The 16,190-nt window shown below is 68.3% G+C and carries 18 protein-coding genes and 1 pseudogene; 10 read left to right on the top strand and 9 right to left on the bottom strand.

Annotated elements, in window-relative coordinates; all coding sequences use genetic code 11:
- Positions 1-4: 4 nt before the first annotated feature.
- The 3 genes from Q0A27_RS12980 to Q0A27_RS12990 are packed head-to-tail and all read right to left on the bottom strand — an operon-like array spanning position 5 to position 2,690.
- On the bottom strand, positions 5-1,213 hold the full coding sequence (locus tag Q0A27_RS12980) for an acyl-CoA dehydrogenase family protein (protein WP_291476119.1): 1,209 nt from the start codon (positions 1,211-1,213) through the stop codon (positions 5-7).
- Positions 1,214-1,221: 8 nt separating this feature from the next.
- The gene (locus Q0A27_RS12985) at positions 1,222-2,016 is read right to left on the bottom strand and encodes an SDR family oxidoreductase (RefSeq protein ID WP_291476121.1); all 795 of its coding nucleotides are present in this window, start codon (positions 2,014-2,016) and stop codon (positions 1,222-1,224) included.
- Between the two features lie 26 nt (positions 2,017-2,042).
- The gene (locus Q0A27_RS12990; protein WP_291476123.1) at positions 2,043-2,690 is read right to left on the bottom strand and encodes a TetR/AcrR family transcriptional regulator; all 648 of its coding nucleotides are present in this window, start codon (positions 2,688-2,690) and stop codon (positions 2,043-2,045) included.
- A gap of 40 nt (positions 2,691-2,730) precedes the next feature.
- Between Q0A27_RS12990 and Q0A27_RS12995 the strand changes: the two genes are divergently transcribed.
- Positions 2,731-3,459, top strand: a complete 729-nt coding sequence (locus Q0A27_RS12995; RefSeq protein ID WP_291476125.1) for a histidine phosphatase family protein — start codon at positions 2,731-2,733, stop codon at positions 3,457-3,459.
- A gap of 98 nt (positions 3,460-3,557) precedes the next feature.
- Positions 3,558-5,174: an AMP-binding protein gene (locus Q0A27_RS13000; RefSeq protein WP_291476126.1), complete on the top strand. Its 1,617-nt coding sequence runs from the start codon at positions 3,558-3,560 to the stop codon at positions 5,172-5,174.
- Positions 5,175-5,196: 22 nt separating this feature from the next.
- On the opposite strand, the gene Q0A27_RS13005 is transcribed toward Q0A27_RS13000, so the two are convergent.
- Positions 5,197-5,457, bottom strand: a complete 261-nt coding sequence (locus Q0A27_RS13005) for a hypothetical protein (protein ID WP_291476140.1) — start codon at positions 5,455-5,457, stop codon at positions 5,197-5,199.
- On the opposite strand from Q0A27_RS13005, the gene Q0A27_RS13010 reads away from it, so the two are divergent.
- Positions 5,366-5,773 carry a DUF1648 domain-containing protein gene (locus Q0A27_RS13010; RefSeq protein ID WP_291476127.1) on the top strand — a complete coding sequence of 136 codons (408 nt, stop codon included), beginning with the start codon at positions 5,366-5,368 and terminating at the stop codon, positions 5,771-5,773. The genes Q0A27_RS13005 and Q0A27_RS13010 overlap by 92 nt on opposite strands.
- 17 nt (positions 5,774-5,790) lie before the next feature.
- Positions 5,791-6,336 carry a GNAT family N-acetyltransferase gene (locus Q0A27_RS13015; RefSeq protein WP_291476128.1) on the top strand — a complete coding sequence of 182 codons (546 nt, stop codon included), beginning with the start codon at positions 5,791-5,793 and terminating at the stop codon, positions 6,334-6,336.
- Here the strand turns inward: Q0A27_RS13015 and Q0A27_RS13020 are convergent.
- The 3 genes from Q0A27_RS13020 to Q0A27_RS13030 form a co-directional block, all read right to left on the bottom strand.
- Positions 6,314-6,772 carry a PAS domain-containing protein gene (locus Q0A27_RS13020; protein ID WP_291476129.1) on the bottom strand — a complete coding sequence of 153 codons (459 nt, stop codon included), beginning with the start codon at positions 6,770-6,772 and terminating at the stop codon, positions 6,314-6,316. The genes Q0A27_RS13015 and Q0A27_RS13020 overlap by 23 nt on opposite strands.
- 135 nt (positions 6,773-6,907) lie before the next feature.
- A complete protein-coding gene (metE, locus tag Q0A27_RS13025) occupies positions 6,908-9,256 on the bottom strand; it encodes a 5-methyltetrahydropteroyltriglutamate--homocysteine S-methyltransferase (RefSeq protein ID WP_291476130.1) in 2,349 nt (782 codons plus the stop codon).
- Positions 9,257-9,616: 360 nt separating this feature from the next.
- On the bottom strand, positions 9,617-9,778 hold the full coding sequence (locus Q0A27_RS13030) for a hypothetical protein (protein ID WP_291476131.1): 162 nt from the start codon (positions 9,776-9,778) through the stop codon (positions 9,617-9,619).
- Between the two features lie 305 nt (positions 9,779-10,083).
- Here Q0A27_RS13030 and Q0A27_RS13035 point away from each other — a divergent pair, with 305 nt between their 5' ends.
- From Q0A27_RS13035 to Q0A27_RS13045, 3 genes are read left to right on the top strand one after another with little or no spacing between them, the layout of a single operon-like run.
- Complete coding sequence (locus Q0A27_RS13035) at positions 10,084-10,842, top strand: ECF transporter S component (protein ID WP_291476132.1); 759 nt, start codon at positions 10,084-10,086, stop codon at positions 10,840-10,842.
- Positions 10,839-11,492 (top strand): energy-coupling factor transporter transmembrane component T, encoded by a 654-nt coding sequence (locus tag Q0A27_RS13040; protein ID WP_291476133.1) that lies wholly within the window; start codon positions 10,839-10,841, stop codon positions 11,490-11,492. The genes Q0A27_RS13035 and Q0A27_RS13040 overlap by 4 nt, the downstream gene beginning before the upstream one ends.
- A gap of 46 nt (positions 11,493-11,538) precedes the next feature.
- Positions 11,539-11,961 carry an OsmC family peroxiredoxin gene (locus tag Q0A27_RS13045; protein WP_291476134.1) on the top strand — a complete coding sequence of 141 codons (423 nt, stop codon included), beginning with the start codon at positions 11,539-11,541 and terminating at the stop codon, positions 11,959-11,961.
- 15 nt (positions 11,962-11,976) lie between these two features.
- On the opposite strand, the gene Q0A27_RS13050 is transcribed toward Q0A27_RS13045, so the two are convergent.
- A complete protein-coding gene (locus tag Q0A27_RS13050) occupies positions 11,977-12,471 on the bottom strand; it encodes a hypothetical protein (RefSeq protein WP_291476135.1) in 495 nt (164 codons plus the stop codon).
- Between the two features lie 164 nt (positions 12,472-12,635).
- On the opposite strand from Q0A27_RS13050, the gene Q0A27_RS13055 reads away from it, so the two are divergent.
- A complete protein-coding gene (locus tag Q0A27_RS13055) occupies positions 12,636-13,784 on the top strand; it encodes an ATP-binding cassette domain-containing protein (protein ID WP_291476136.1) in 1,149 nt (382 codons plus the stop codon).
- Between the two features lie 100 nt (positions 13,785-13,884).
- On the opposite strand, the gene Q0A27_RS13060 is transcribed toward Q0A27_RS13055, so the two are convergent.
- Entirely contained in the window at positions 13,885-14,367 is a 483-nt protein-coding gene (locus tag Q0A27_RS13060) for an Hsp20/alpha crystallin family protein (protein WP_291476137.1), read from the bottom strand.
- A 220-nt stretch (positions 14,368-14,587) separates the two neighbouring features.
- Between Q0A27_RS13060 and purT the strand changes: the two genes are divergently transcribed.
- Together purT and Q0A27_RS13070 are read left to right on the top strand one after the other, a co-directional pair.
- The gene (gene purT / locus Q0A27_RS13065; protein WP_291476138.1) at positions 14,588-15,799 is read left to right on the top strand and encodes a formate-dependent phosphoribosylglycinamide formyltransferase; all 1,212 of its coding nucleotides are present in this window, start codon (positions 14,588-14,590) and stop codon (positions 15,797-15,799) included.
- A 194-nt stretch (positions 15,800-15,993) separates the two neighbouring features.
- A pseudogene (locus Q0A27_RS13070) lies at positions 15,994-16,190 on the top strand (HNH endonuclease); the annotation flags it as partial.

The raw sequence follows: 16,190 nt of genomic DNA on the forward strand, positions 1-16,190 counted from the left end.
CTTCCTACCGGTACTTGCGCAGTTCCGCCCGCGCGATGGTCATGAGGTGCACCTCATCGGGGCCGTCGGCGAAGCGCAGGGTGCGCAGCCCGGCGTACATGCCGGCCAGCGGGGTGTCGTTGGTGACGCCCTCGCCACCGTGGACCTGGATCGCCTTGTCGACGATCTCGAGGGCGATCCGTGGGGCGAGCACCTTGATCGCGGCGATCTCCTGGCGGGCGGCCTTGTTGCCGACGGTGTCCATCATCCACGCGGCCTTCATCGTCAGCAGTCGGGCGGACTCGATGCTGATCCGGGCCTCGGCGATCCAGTCGCGGATGTTGTCGCGCTCGGAGAGCTTCTTGCCGAAGGTGGTGCGGGACTCGGCACGGCGGCACAGCAGTTCCAGGGCACGCTCGGCGATGCCGATCGAGCGCATGCAGTGGTGGATACGGCCCGGTCCGAGGCGGTCCTGGGAGATACGGAATCCCATGCCCTCGCCGCCGAGGATGTCCTTGTCGGGGACGAAGACGTCCTCGAAGAGGATCTCGGCGTGGCCCTCGCGGTCGTGGTAGCCGAAGACAGGGAGGTTGCGCACGATGGTCACCCCCTCGGCGTCCGCGGGGACGGCGAGCATGGACTGCTGCAGGTGCCGCTCCGCGTCCGGGCTGGTCTTGCCCATGACGATGAGGACGCCGAGGTTGGGGTGCATGGCATTGGAGCTGAACCACTTGCGGCCGTTGAGCAGGTAGCCGCCGTCGACACGGGTGAAGCCCATGGAGATGTTCGTGGCATCGGAGGACGCGACCTCCGGCTCGGTCATGCAGAAGGCGGAGCGGATCTCGCCGCGCAGCAGCGGCTCAAGGTACTTCTTCCGGTGTTCGTCGGTGCCGTAGAGCTCGAGGACCTCCATGTTTCCGGTGTCCGGGGCATTGCAGTTGCATGCCTCGGGGGCGAGCTCGATGCTGCGTCCCATGATCTCCGCCAGCGGTGCGTACTCGGCGTTGGTGAGTGCGGGGACGCCGTCGCCCTCGTGCGGGTGGAAGAGGTTCCACAGGCCGCGCTTCTTCGCCGCCTCCTTGAGTTCGCCGAGGACGGCGGGGAAGTGGTGCGGGTTGCCGGAGGCCTCGATCTGCTCGTGGTAGGTCGCCTCGGCGGGGTAGACGCACTCGTCCATGAAGGCCGTGAGCCGGTTCTGGTAGTCGATACTGCGCTCGGTGTTGCTGAAGTCCATGGTGGTGTCTACTTTCCGGAGATGCTGGAGGTGCCGACGAGCTGCCCGCCGTCGACGACGAGGTTGGCGCCGGTGATCCAGGAGGAGCTGGGGGCGGCGAGGAAGGCCACGGCGTCGGCGATGTCGGCGGGCTCACCGATCCGACCGAGCGGGGAGATGGCGGCGGCCTCGGCCTCATGGTCCTTCCACAGGGCCTCGGACAGGCGGGTCCGGACCACGCCCGGGGCCACCGAGTTCACCCGGGCACGGGGGCCGAGTTCGCGGGCGAGCTGCCTGGTGAGGTGGAGCAGGGCGGCCTTCGAGGAGTTGTAGACGCCGATGCCGTCCTCCATCGTCAGTGCACCGATGGAGGCGATGTTGACGATCGAGCCGGTGGATTCGGCGCCGAGGCCCGCGTCGAGCGCGGCACGGGTCCAGACCAGGGGAGCGGTGGAGTTGATCTCGAAGACCTTGGCGACCAGCGCGGGGTCCTGGTCGGCGACGGGGCCGTAGGCGGGGTTGGTGCCGGCGTTGTTGACGAGGACGTCCAGGCGGCCGGTGGCCTCGACGGCGGCGGCGCAGACCGCGGCGGCAGCCTCCGGGTGGGCGACGTGGCCGGCGAGGCCGGTGACGGTGCCGGCTCCGGTGGTGTCGGCGAGATCTGCGGTGATCTGTGCGGCGGCCTCCTCGGCGGCGTCCGCCTTACGCGAGGTCAGGAAGACATTCGCGCCGGACGCGGCGAGGAGGTGTGCGGTGGCGTAGCCGATACCGCGGGACCCGCCGGTGACGACGGCGGTGCGGTCGGTGAAGTCGTAGGTGGTCATGCGACCAACCTAACATGAACTGTGATTCATTTCACCGGAAGTCCGAGCGTTCCCAGCCAGATGCGGTCCGCCGTGGCGCACAGCCGCTCGAAGATCTCGTCGGTGTCGGGGTACCTGCCGTCGACCCAGACCACATACGCCATCCGGGACACGGCGGCGGACAGGGCCATCGCGGTCATCTCCGGATCCTCGACCGTGATCGCGCCTGCGGAGGTCAGTCGCTCCAGGGCACGGGCATTGCGGTCGATGAACCCGTCGGCGCGCAGCAGGCGCTGCCGGCTGAAGTTCTCGTCGGCCTGGGCCACCTGCTCCATGAGTGCCATGATCGACCGGTTCCTCCGGTAGGACGCCAGGTAGGCGCGGTTGGTCGCGCTGATCTGCTCGGCGGGGGTGGGCCTGGCGTCCCCGGGGCCGGTGCTCTGGTCCTGGTGCCCCGCCGAGCGCATCTCGTCCTCCACGTCGGCGAGGACCGCGGCGAGCAGGGCGTCCCGGTCGGCGAAGTAGGTGTAGAGCGTCCCCACCGAGCAGCCGGCCTCGGTGGCCACCCCGGTGAGTTTCGCGTCGTGGTAGCCGTCACGGAGGAACACCGTCCGCGCGGCGGCGAGGATCCCCTGGCGGCGGCGTTCGGCCCGGGCTTCGCGGTCGGAGGCTGTGGTGTTACCTGAGTCACTCATGGGGAAGATCGTATACGCTGGCCGCATCGAAAGGAGATTCATGTCCGCTATTTACCTGGTCAGGCATGGTCAAGCAGGGCAGGATGCTCTGGACAACGCCTCCGACGGCGGCTTTGAGGCCGCCTACGACCGGCTGAGTGATCTCGGAAGGCGCCAGGCAGGCACCGTCGGACGTGCTCTGGCGCAACGGGTCCCGGCACGCACCCCGGTCATCCACGGCCCTCTGGTCAGGCAGCGTGACACCGCCGCTGCTGTGGCCGCCGCCCTGAACTCCGCCACGCCCACTGTCGACGACGCCTGGAAGGAGATCCGCTTCGGCGACATCCTCACCCCCTGGTTCCGGGAGAATCCGGGTCACACCGAGGCGCTGAAGCGGGCGAAGGCCGGCAAACTGCCCCGCGCCCAGGTCGACGAGGTCAACCGTGCACTCATGGGCGCGATCGACGAGTGGACGACCGGGTCCGGGTACGGGGACTTCCGGCAGACTGTCCGGGCAGGACTCTTCGCCGCCGCCGATGTGGCGTCGGAGACGGGCTCGGCGGTGGTCGTGAGCTCAGGCGGTCCTATCGCGGCGTGCGTCGCCGAGACGCTGCCCGGGGTGTCCTGGAGCGACCTGATCTCCACCGTGCTCAATGCGTCGGTGACGGTGCTCGGGGTGGGCACCGGGGTCGACGGGGCGCCCCGCCTCTCGCTGCGGTCGCTCAACGAGCACGCACATCTGGATGACCTGGACGAGGAAGGGCGGCATCCGCTGCGGACCTTCGGCTGATGAAATGAACGGAAGTTCCGCAGTTGACGCGGGGGCAGTCTAGTCTCGTTTCAGATGTGAAATTCACCCGCCGTCCGGATCGTCCCGAGGAGTCCCCTGTGCCTGTCCCCAGTCCCCACCACACCATCGAGATCCCCGAGGTCAGCGTATTTGACCTGCTGTTCGCCGGGCTGACTCCCGAGGAAGAGGGCAGAGTCGCCGTCACGGACTCGTCCACCGGTTCGGTGACCACCTACGGCGAACTCCGTGACCGGGTGGACGCCTTCGCCGGGGCTCTGGCCCACCGCGGACTCGGCGTCGGCGATGTCGTGGCCCTCCATGCCCCGAACTCCCTGGCCTTCGTCGTGGCCTTCCATGGGATCATGCGTGCCGGGGCGACAGTCACCACCGTCGGTGCCCTCGGCACCGCCCAGGACATCGCCAAGCAGGTCACCGCGTCCGGGGCGTCCCTCATGCTCACCGTCGGTGCGCTCGGGACCGCCGGCGCTGAGGGAGCGGAGGAGGCGGGCCTCGACGAGGACGCCGTCATCGACCTCGTCGATGAGGCGAACGGACTGGCGTCCCTGCTGGCGGAGGGGCATGCCGCGCCGGAGGTGGAGTTCGACCCGGCCACCCACATCGCGGTACTGCCGTTCTCCTCCGGCACGACGGGCGTCCCCAAGGGCGTGGAGCTCAGCCACCGGAACCTGGTCGCGAATATAGTCCAGTGCGGTCCGCTGCTCATGGCCAACGGCCAGACGCCGGACTCCACGATCATGTGCGTGCTGCCGTTCTTCCACATCTACGGGATGAATGTGCTGCTCAACACCTCGATGTACAACCGGCTGCACATCGTCACCATGCCGTCCTTCGACCTGCCGCGGTTCCTGGAACTGCACCAGGTCCACGACATCGACTTCACCTTCGTCGCTCCGCCGATCGCCGTGGTGCTGGCCAAGCACCCGCTGGTCGACCGGTACGACATCTCCTCGCTGACCACCGTGCTCTCCGGTGCGGCGGCGCTCGACGAGAAGCTCGCCGATGCGGTCCAGAAGCGGCTCGGGGTCGCTGTGCTCCAGGGTTTCGGGATGACCGAGGCGTCCCCGGTGACGCACGTCTCCACCCGTGGTGAGACTCCGCTGGCGTCCATCGGCCTGCCGGTCGCGAACACCGAGTGCAAGGTCGTTGACCTCACCGACGCGGACTTCGCCGAGATCCTGCCGCCGGGCAACGAGGGTGAGCGGTCCGAGGCCGGCGAGATGTGGATCCGTGGTCCGCAGGTCATGCTGGGCTACCTCAACAACGAGGAGGCCACCGAGGTCACGCTCATGCGCGACGGATGGCTGCGCACCGGCGACATCGTCCGGTACGACCACGAGGGCAACGTGTACGTCGTCGACCGGTCGAAGGAACTCATCAAGTACAAGGGCTACCAGGTCGCGCCGGCGGAACTCGAGGCGCTGCTGATGTCCCACGAAGCCATCGCGGACGCCGCAGTGGTCGGCTACCGCAGGGAGTCTGACGGTGAGGAGGTGCCGCGGGCGTTCGTGGTGCCGCAGGTCGGGCTGGACGGCACTGTGCTGGAGATCGGCAAAGAGGAGCTGATGGTGTGGGTGGCCGAGCGGGTCGCCCCGTACAAGAAGATCCGGATGGTCGAGTTCACCGACGTCATCCCGAAGTCCGGTACCGGCAAGATCCTCCGCAAGGACCTGCGGGACGTGCCGGTGAGCGACTGATCATCCCGTTGGCCACCCCCTGCTAGCCTGAGGAAATTTCCAGCGGAGTGGAAGGATAGTCGAAGAACTGGTCGCAACCGGAGCGTCCGGCGCGGACGTACACGACCAGACCCGTCACCGTATGGCTCCGCCGCTCGACCTCGGTCGCCACTGCGGCCGTCACCGTGTGGGTGCTGGTCCGGTATCCGTCGATGCCGGACACGGTGCCCGTCCACTTCGGCACCGGCGGGGAGGCGGACGACCGGGGATCGAAGTCGACGATCCTGTGGCTGTCGCTGATCATGCTGGCGTGTATCGGTGGATGTCACCGACTTTCGTCGCGGTCAACACTCTCGTCTACGTCGTACCCGGTCTGGTCGTGCTCATCGGCGGCACCGTTGTGCCACACCAGGCCGTCATCCTGGATGAACCAGCCGGCACCGATACTGGTCCCGGGGGCCGACAAGGTGCCCGTGTCGACGCAGAGCAGTGGGGTGAAGGCGTCCTCCCGGCCCGGCAAGGGACTGTTGGGCAGTCGGCACAGGTCAGGTCGAGTTCACGCTTCCAGGACTTCGCGAGTACCTCCGGGACCATGCCGCGACTCTGGTGCGTTCATCTGATACGTAGCATCGTCGGCATGACTGAGCAGGTTTCCCCGACGCCCCGCGTCCTCCCCGACGGTGCCGTGGTGCGCCCCGCACGCCCCGGCGACATCCCCGGCATCCTCGACTGCGTCCACGCCCTCGCGGTCTACGAGAAGGAGCCGGACGCCGTCGAGAACACCGGGGCGATGCTCACCGACACCCTCTTCGGTGACGATCCGAAGGCGTTCGCGCACGTCGTGGCGTCCGGAAACGGAGCCGACGGCACAGACGGCACAGACGAGGTCCGCGGCATCGCCCTGTGGTTCCTCTCCTACTCCACCTGGACCGGACGCCACGGCATCTGGTTGGAGGACCTCTATGTCCACCAGGAATACCGTGGACACGGCTACGGCACCGCGCTGCTCTCCGCACTCGCCGGAATCTGCGTCGACCGTGGCTACACCCGTCTGGAGTGGACGGTTCTCGACTGGAATGAACCGTCCATCGCCTTCTACCGGTCGATCGGTGCCACTCCGCAGGACGAATGGACGACGCAGCGCCTCGTCGGCGAGAACCTCACTGCCCTGGCATCTCGCTGACCTGCACCTCAAGCTCCCGGACCCGGCGTTTGAGCTCCCGCTCCTTCTCCCACCGTGCCGTGACGTCACGGAGTACGGCGGCCACACCCTCGACGCGCCCCTCGGCGTCCTTCAGCATGACGATGGAGAACTCCAGGGAGACGCGGGTCCCGTCCTTCCGGACGCCAGGGGCGGTCAACGGTTCCCGGCCGTACCTGGTCACACCGGTCTCCATGACCCGGCCCCAGCCGGTCCAGTGCGCACCCCGCAACTTCTCCGGGATGATGAGTTCCAGCGACTGCCCGACCGCGTCCTCTGCAGGCCAGCCGAACATGTCGACCGCGGCGTCGTTCCACAGGCGGATGGTCCCGGTGTGGTCGGCGTAGATCACCGCGTCCAGCGTGGAGCCGGTGATGATGCGCTCGGCGAGAGAGTCGGTGGGTGTCGTGTCGGACATGGCGTCCTCCTGGGGTCTTCCGGCGCCGGTCAGGGCAGTCAGCAGTGGGTTCCGTCACACTCCACGCTACGCGCTGACCTGCCCCGGAACGACGAAGAACCCCACCTGAAGCGGTGGGGTTCTGTCGAACGGCCGTTACGCGTTGACGGACGCGCGGGCCTTCTGCGCGGCGGCGACGAGCACCTTCAGCGCGGCGGTGGTCTCTTCCCAGCCGCGGGTCTTCAGACCGCAGTCCGGGTTGACCCACAGCTGACGGGCCGGGACGGCCTCGAGGGCGTCGGCGAGCTGCTTGTCGACCTCGGCCTGCTCCGGGACGCGCGGGGAGTGGATGTCCCAGACGCCCGGGCCGACGGCCAGCTCGAAGCCGGAGTCCTTGAGGGCGTGCAGCACCTGCATGCCGTTACGGGAGGCCTCGATGGAGGTGACGTCGCCGTCCAGGTCCGCGATGGTGCCGATGAGCTCGTTGAATTCGGAGTAGCACATGTGGGTGTGGATCTGGGTGACGTCCTCGACGCCGGAGGTGGCCAGGCGGAAGGATCCGACGGACCACTCCAGGTAGTACGGCTGCTGTGCGCGGCGCAGCGGCAGCAGCTCACGCAGTGCGGCCTCGTCGACCTGGACGATCTTCGCGCCGGCGTCCACCAGGTCGTCGATCTCGTCGCGCAGGGCCAGGGCGACCTGGTCGGCGGTCTCGCCGAGCGGCTGGTCGTCGCGGACGAAGGCCCACGCCAACATGGTGACCGGACCGGTCAGCATGCCCTTGACGATCTTGTCGGTGAAGGACTGTGCGATCTTGAACCACTCGACGGTCATGGCCTTCGGGCGGGTGACGTCACCGAACAGGATCGGCGGGCGGACGCAACGGGAGCCGTAGGACTGTACCCACGCCAGGTCGGTGGAGTGGTAGCCCTCTAGCTGTTCGGAGAAGTACTGCACCATGTCGTTGCGCTCGGGCTCACCGTGGACGAGCACGTCGAGGCCCAGGGCCTCCTGACGATCGATGACGTCCCTGATCTCGGCGACCATCGCGTCGTGGTACTGCTCGGCGGAGTACTCACCGGAGCGCAGCTTGGCGCGGGCACCGCGGATCTCCGCGGTCTGCGGGAAGGAACCGATGGTGGTGGTCGGCAGCGGCGGGAGGTTCAGCTCGCGCTCCTGGACCTCTCGACGCTGGTCGAAGGGGTTGCGGTGGCGGTCGGCCTCGGTGATGGCGGCGGTGCGCTGACGCAGCGCGGCGTTGCGGGTGCGCTCCGAGTTCTTGCGGGACTCGACGGCCTTGTGGGCCTCGGCGACAGCGGCGTCGTCACCCTCGGATTCCTCGCCACGCAGGGCGCGGGACAGCAGGGCGACCTCGGCGATCTTCTCGGCACCGAAGGCGAGCCAGCTGCGCAGCTCGGAATCGTCGTCGAGGCTGGTCTCCTGGGCGAGGGAGTAGGGGACGTGCAGCAGGGATGCGCTGGTGGAGACACCGACCGGGCCGCGGGCGGCGAGGGCCTTGAGGGTCTCCAGGGCGCGGGCCAGGTCGGTACGCCAGATGTTGCGGCCGTCGACGACACCGGCGAGCAACTGCTCGGCACCGGTCCAGGACGGGAGCAGGTCGGCGTCGGCGATGTTGGTCTCGTCGGCCTGACGCTCATCGGTGCGGCCGGTGACCAGGTCCACACCGAAGGCGGCGATGCCGGTGCCGGTGAGGGTCTTGATGGCGAGGTCGCCGTCACCGAAGTAGGTCTGCAGCAGGATGTCCAGGTCGGACGCGGCGGCGAGCCTCTCGTAGCCGACGCGGGTGCGGGCCAGCAGGTCAGCCTTGCGGTTCTCGTCGGTGTCGACATCGGTGACCAGGTAGGGCTCGTCGAACTGGACCCAGGCGGCACCGCGCTCGGCGATGCGGGGGAGCAGGCGGGCGTAGGCGTCGAAGACCTCTTCGAGGTGGGTCAGCGCGTCAGAGCCGTCGGTGGTGCGGGCCAGGGCCAGGTAGGTCAGCGGGCCGATGAGGACCGGGCGGGCGGCGGTGCCGCGGGTGACCTGGTCGGCGAGGTCGGCGAGCAGGGCGGCGTCATCGAGACGGAACTCGGTGTCCGCGGCCAGCTCGGGGACGATGTAGTGGTAGTTGGTGTCGAACCACTTGGTCATGGCGGACGCCGGGAGCTCGGCGGTACCGCGGGCGGCGGCGAAGAGCCGGTCGACGAAGGCGGGCAGGCCGTCGTTGTCGTGGTCGTCGATGTCGGCGACGCGGGTCGGCAGTGCGCCCAGCAGGGCGGAGGTGTCGAGCATGGCGTCGTAGAAGCTGCGGCCGATGGTCGGGACGGAGTCCAGGCCGGCGGTGGTGAGCTGGTCAGCCTGCTGGTTGACCAGCTGGGTGGCGACGGTGGCGAGGTTGCGCCCGGTGGAGGCGTCCTTCCAGTAGGTCTCCAGGGCCTTCTTGAGCTCGCGCTTCGGGCCGATGCGCGGAACCCCGGCGACGGTGGCGTTGATCTGTGCGGTCACGTGTGATCCTTCACGATGTGGATGTACGGGTCTCGCCGTCGATACGTGAGTCACGTGCGTGCCGTGTCCGTGGATGCCCACCCCCGGGCATGGAAAAGCCCCGGGAATGGTCTGGTGAAACAGGCCGCACGCTGCGGTAACAGGATCCATGGCGGGCCTGTCCGCAGGTTCCACCTCGTCCGGGGCTCCAGGAGGGGAACTCGACTCTCGTCGACTGCTTGGTGCCCAAGAGAACCAGTAGACCGCTTGGTCTGTCAAGTTCGCCTGCCGCCCGTTCCTGAAAACTTCCGGGAAGGTACAGGTCAGCGGCGATTACGGTGAATTGACTTGACCGGTCCAGTGGGGTCGCGATCGTGAGGATCAGCGTGTCGCCGGGACGCAGGACGCGACAGTGGGAAAGCACAGTTCACCGTCACTGACGCAGGACGCCGCCCGCGCGAAGAACTCCTGCTCCGCCCGGTGCCGGATCTGCGGTGACTGCGCCAGGTACGTGCGTCCCGGTGTGGGGACGCCGCCGGTCACTCCCGCTCACAGGTCCTCCGGGGAAATCCTCCACGTCCAGGTGGTCCTGCCCGTCGGCGTCCGACACCAGCCGGTTGACGGATCCGGCGCACACCGTCCCGAAAGACCGTCGGTAGGCGTCGGAGACACCGTCCCATGAGGTCTTCTGCATCGGCATGGGACCGGAGCTACCAGGGGCGCCGCCTTGCCCTGGTGGCCTGCACTCGGCAGAATGAGCACGTCAACACCGAGCGCGGCGTCCCCGAGGTGACATAGGGGAGCGTCGCACCGGCGCCCTGCGCCGTGAAAACCCAGGAAGCCCACCCGTGCGCCCTCTGTCACGCCCCGTCCGCATCACGCTGATCAGCGTCAGCGTCGCCCTGTTCGTCATCACCTGGCTCTGGCTCGTCCTCAGTCAGCCGGACGACTCCGACTTCGCCTCCGTCGCGGACTCCCGTTCCACCGCCATCGCCCTCGTCGGCTTCCTGGTCCCCACGCTTCTCTCCCTGGTCGCGGTGATCCCCACCCTGCCGGTGCGCACCCTGAGCATCATCCCCGTCGCCCTGGTGCTCAATATCGTCGTCGGCCAGGTCGTCGGCACCATGGGCCTGCCGCTGCCGCTCTACCTCGACTCCTTCGGCACGGTACTGGTCGCTGTCCTCGCCGGGCCCGCAGCGGGCCTGGCCACCGGCGGTCTGTCCTCGATCGTGTGGGGCGCGTTCAACCCGACGATCATCTGCTTCGCCGCCGGCTACGCGATGATGGGCTTCGCCGTCGGCCTGGTCCGTCAGCTGTGGAAGTCCTCCTGGTGGAAGGTCGTCCTCGCCGGCCTGGTCCTCGGTTTCCTCTCCGGCCTGGTCTCCGCCCCGGTCGCGAACTTCATCTTCGGCGGCACCGCCGGCACCGGCACCGGCCTGCTGGTCTCCGGTTACGAGTCCCTCGGGTTCTCCAACACCACCGCCGTGTTCCTGCAGTCCTGGACCTCTGACCCGATCGACAAGGTCATCATCTTCCTGCTGGTCTTCGCGGTCTACCGGGCCCTGCCGTTGCGCACCCGCCGCACCTTCGATCCGGCGGAAGCATGAACCCGCTCACTCCACTGACCGCCGCGATCTGCGCGGTCGCGGTGGTCATGGTGGCCCACGAAACCGTGGTCAGCGGTGCCTTTCTGGCCGCGTCCGCGATGATCGCCCTCCTCGCAGGACGCCGCCACCGCCGCGCCCTGCTCGCCGCCCTGGTGATCTCGGTGCCTGCGACGGTCTCCTACGCCCTGATCTACGTCCCCTTCGCCGATGACGGTTGGGCCACCACCGGCGACCTCTCGCTGCGCTTTGCCGCGATGACGGTCTCCGGCCTGGTGCTGCTCTCCTTCGTCAATGCCGACGACCTCATGCGTGACCTGCAGCTGCGCATCCCTGCCCCGCTGGTCTACATGGTCGGTTCCGTGGTTCGCCTGCTGCCCATGGCGCAGCAGCGTTGGCGGACGATCCGTCAGGTCCAGCTCAGCCGTGGTGTCCCGGACACCTGGCGTGCCCGCACGTCCTGCGTCCTCCCGCTGGTCGTCGGACTGGTGGTGGACGCCGGCAACCGCGCCCGACCACTGCAGCGCACCGGGATCGGCGCGACGGGGACACGGACCGTGCTCGTGCCGGTCGCCGACCCGCCGGTCCAGCGTGTCGGCCGGTGGCTGCTCATCGTGGCGTCCGTGCTGGCCGCCGTCCTCGCTGTGATGTGACGGGTACCCTGGTCAGAGTACCTACCACCACAGAGGGAGACAGATCATGGCAACTGTCAGCAAGGCCAGCGCACACTGGGAAGGCGACCTTTTCAACGGCTCCGGCCGCGCCAGCCTGGACACGTCGAAGACCGCAACCTTCGAGACCAGCTGGAAGGCCCGCACCGAGGCCGCCGGCGGCACCACCAACCCCGAGGAACTGCTCGGCGCCGCTCTGGCGTCCTGCTACCTCATGCAGCTGTCCAACGGCCTCGCCGAGGACGGTCACCCTGCGGACACCCTCGACGCCCATGCCGCCGTGACCTTCGACCCGGACAAGGGCGGCATCACCGGCATCGTGCTCACCGTCAGCGGTGAAGTCCCCGGTCTCGACAACGACGCGCTCCGTGAGAAGGCCCGCTGGGCCAAGGAGACCTGCCCGGTCTCCAATGCACTGAAGGCCGTGCCCAAGGAGATCCGCTTCGGGTAGGCCACTCCGGGTCGGCTACAGCAGTCGGGGGAGTTTCCCCGGCAACCGAGTCGATGACCGCCGTGGTCTGCTCCTGCACCTCGGCGGGCGACCAGGGGAAGGGGAATGACCGGTCGGCGACCGCATGCATCGGCAGGTCATTCCAGGAATCCCCGAAGGTGAACAGCTCCACCGCAGTCCGGCCCCCTTCGACGCTCCGGCGGGGACGATGTCCACGAAGTTCTGGTTCACCACGCGACCGACGTCGAGGGTCTCGGAGATCCAGTCCCGGATGCCGAGCTTCAGCCGCTCATTGTCCGGCACCCGCACCGGGACGCCGATGAACTCGTGCCCGGGGATGGAGAAGGGATCCATGTCCCGGAAATCCTTGAGCACCGGGGAGGCTGTCTCGTGGGGGATCGTCGAACTGAACCGGATATCCCGGTCCCCGGGCATCGTGCCGTACACGGCGATCCCGTCGCCCCGGGATAGCCGGTCGACAATCTGCCGGACATTGTCGGTGCCCAGCAAGTCCCGGTGCAGGACATCCTACTCACGGCCCGTGACCACCGCTCCGGTGTAGAGCACCGGGTAGTCGGCGGCGAGGGTGTCTTAGGCGATGCCGTCGTCGAACAGGAGCGTCCCGTCGATGTCGAATGCGGCGATCTTCACACCTTCAGCGTACGGTCACGGCCATGACCGTGCGATACATCTGGGGGGCCTCGGGCTCCGGCCTGTCCGAGCACGCCTGGGCTGCGGCCGAGGCGTCCGGGGCCGCGTGGGTCGGGAATGACGCCGCAGCGCACATAACCCTGCTGCGTCCGACTGTCCGTGAGGAACTCGCTTTCGGCATGGAGCAGCAGGGGATCCCCCGGGAGGTCATGGCGTCCCGTATCGACGACGCCGTGGACCTCTGGGGGCTGAGGGAGATCATCGACCGTGACCCGTCCCGGCTGTCCACCGGGCAGACGCGCCGGGTCGCCGTCGCGGCGGCACTGCTGCGCGACCCCGGTGCGCTGGTTCTCGACTGCCCGACCGACGGGCTGGACGCCGCAGCGGTGGACACCCTCGTGGAGACGCTGTCCCGCTTCAGCGCCGAGGTCGGCGACGTGACCGTCTACGACCGCGTCGCCACACCACTGGCGTCACTCGCCGGGCAGCATTTCCATCTGGTCGACGGTGCGCTGACACCTGCTCCGGCACCGGGTCCGGAGCTGCCGGAGATGACGCCGGCGACTGCGGGGGAGCCGGTGTTGGACGCCGGGTTCACCGCGACGAACGGGTCCTTCACCCTGGACGTGTCCCTGGTCGCCCGCGCCGGGCAGGTCACCCACCTCGCCGGACCGAACGGGTCGGGTAAGACCACGCTCATGCTCGCCGTGCTCGGGCTGCTCCCGCACACCGGACGACTGGTCGCGCCCTCGTCGCCGACCCCGGGGTGGGCGCCGACCGGGATGGACGCCGCGTTCTCGAAGCGGTCGGTGTTCCGCGAACTCATGGTGGGTACGGACCGGGCCCATGCGCGGGCCGCCCTGGAATGGGTGGGCCTGGAACAGTGGGCGGACGTCCACCCCCTGGACGTGCCCAGTGCCGCCCGACGCATGGTGGCGGTCGCCGCTGCCCTGGTCCGTGGGCCGGAGCTGCTGCTCGTCGATGAGCCGACCGTCGGACTGGACGCGTCGGGGCATGCCTGGCTCGCCCGCGTCCTGCGGGGCTACGCGGCGGGGGAATACCACCGTGTCCTGGGGGTGGGGGAGAAGCGTCCGGCAGTGCTGTGGACCTGCCACAACGCGGGGTTCGCCGCGGCGGTCAGCGATGCGTCGGTGAGTCTGAAACCACTCTGAACAGCAAAAAGACCCGGCCGCAGTTGTGGGGCGGCCGGGTCATTCACTGAGATGTCGTGTGTCTCACCCGGACTATCGGCACCTCGTCAGAGGGCGTTACCTACTCCCCGTCAGAATTCTCTCCGGAGGCATCGGCAGGGGCCTCGACCACGGCAGCGTCGCCGCGGTGGGACACCTCGATGCGGCGGGATTTCGCCCGCTCGGCGACCGGCAGCGTCACGGTGAGGACGCCGTCGGCGTAGTCGGCGGAGATCCTGCCGGTGTCCACGGTGTCCCCGACGGCGACCTGGCGGCGGTAGGTGCCGGAGAACCGCTCAGCGGCGAGCCAGGTGGTGCCGTCATCCCGCTCTGCGTCCGCCGGGCCGGTGGTCCGCGCCGCGGAGATGGTGAGGAGTCCGTTGTCGATGTCGATGTCGACGGACCGCGGGTCCACACCCGGGAGGTCCGCGGTGAGCGTGAAGCCCTCCTCGGACTTCGCGAGATCCATCGGCATGAACCGCGGCGCGCGCTCAGCGGGGGTACCCAGGAACCCGCGGGCGACATGGTCGAGCGGGGCGAAGGGGTCGAGGCGGAAAGTGCTCATGATGCTGTCCTGTCTGTCCCGGTAGAGCCCGGGACCTCCGGTTGAAGTTGATTGCACCACACTCAACTCTGGTCTCCCCGGATCTATTCCCGACCGGTCGGGAACGGGTGGACAGACCATCCCCCGCGGTGCCCGGAACGTCTGTTTGTTTCGTGGTTGACCAGACCCTGGGGGTACCGTTCGGGGTGACGACAACTGCCACCCTCCTGAAAGGAACACGGTGTACACTCCCGACGCCATCGGCACCCCGGGCGCCGCCAACGCCACGAAAGTCCTCCTCCTGGGTTCCGGTGAACTCGGCCGCGAGGTGACCATCGCCCTGCAGCGACTCGGCGTGGAGGTGCACGCCGTCGACCGGTACACCGGAGCCCCTGCTCAGCGGATCGCCGACCACCAGTACACGATCGACATGACCGACCCGCAGGCGGTCCGTGCCCTCGTCGAGCAGGTTCGCCCGGACTTCGTGGTCCCGGAGATCGAGGCGCTGGCCACCGACGCGCTGGCCGAGGTGGAGGATGCGGGGCTGGCCACTGTCATCCCCACCGCCCGGGCCACCCGGCTCACCATGAACCGGGAGGGCATCCGCACCCTGGCGGACAAGGAGCTCGGCCTGCCGAACTCGCGCCACGTCTTCGCCTCGACTTACGAGGAGTTCGAGGACGGCGTCCGCCAGATCGGTATCCCCTGCGTGGTCAAGCCGGTCATGAGCTCCTCGGGCAAGGGCCAGTCCTACGTCCGTGACGCCGAGGACATCGCCCCGGCGTGGGAGTACGCGATGAGTGGCGGTCGGGTCCAGTCCGAGCGCGTCATCATCGAGCAGTTCGTGCCCTTCGACTATGAGATCACCCTGCTCACCATCCGGTCCGTCGATCCCGCCACCGGCGAGGACGCCACCTGGTTCTGCGAGCCGATCGGCCACCGTCAGCAGCACGGTGACTACGTCGAGTCCTGGCAGCCGGCGCAGATGAGCGAGGAGGCGCTGGGCGCGGCGCGCTCTGTCGCCGCCCGCATCACCGGCGCGCTGGGCGGTCGAGGTGTCTTCGGTGTCGAGCTGTTCATCAAGGGAAATGACGTGTACTTCTCCGAGGTCAGCCCCCGCCCGCACGATACCGGCATGGTGACCATGGGTTCCCAGCGTTTCAGCGAGTTCGACCTGCACGCCCGGGCGATCCTCGGCCTCCCGATCGACACCACCCTGGTCTCGCCGGGTGCCTCCGCGGTGATCTACGGCGGTACGGAGGGCGACGCCCCGTCCTACTCCGGTCTGGCCCAGGCGCTGGATGTGCCGGAGGCTGATGTCCGCATCTTCGGTAAGCCGGTCTCCCATGAGCGTCGTCGCATGGGCGTGGCCTTCACGACCGCCGAGAGCGCCGATCTGGCGCGTCAGACCGCCAAGATGGCGGCGGACGCTGTCTCCCTGCACGTGAGGTAGCTCTTTCTGTTCCCGGAAGTGCCGGGTCGGTCGGTGACCGGCCCGGCACTTCTGCGTCTTCTCCACGTTCTCCGGTGTCCACGAATGACTGAGATTCGAACGTGTGGTTGACACTGTCCGATGGCTCGGATATACTTTCGGGTAGTGATCAAACTGTCGGTCGATGATGATCCGGACGCTGCGAGGGAGGGAACATGACCACCGCACTGCTGCCACTGGATGCCGAACACCCTGCCCGCGACCTCGTCCAGGCGGTCAACCACGCCGAGTTCGATCTCGTGACCTGGCTGTTGACCATCGACGAAGACCTGCGCCTGTCCACCGTCCTCGCGCTACGCGGCAGGACGCGGGCAGAAGCCTACCGATACGCACACGCTGCCGAACTCGCCGC

It is taken from the genome of Corynebacterium sp., from assembly GCF_022712275.1.
Classification (GTDB): Bacteria; Actinomycetota; Actinomycetes; order Mycobacteriales; family Mycobacteriaceae; genus Corynebacterium.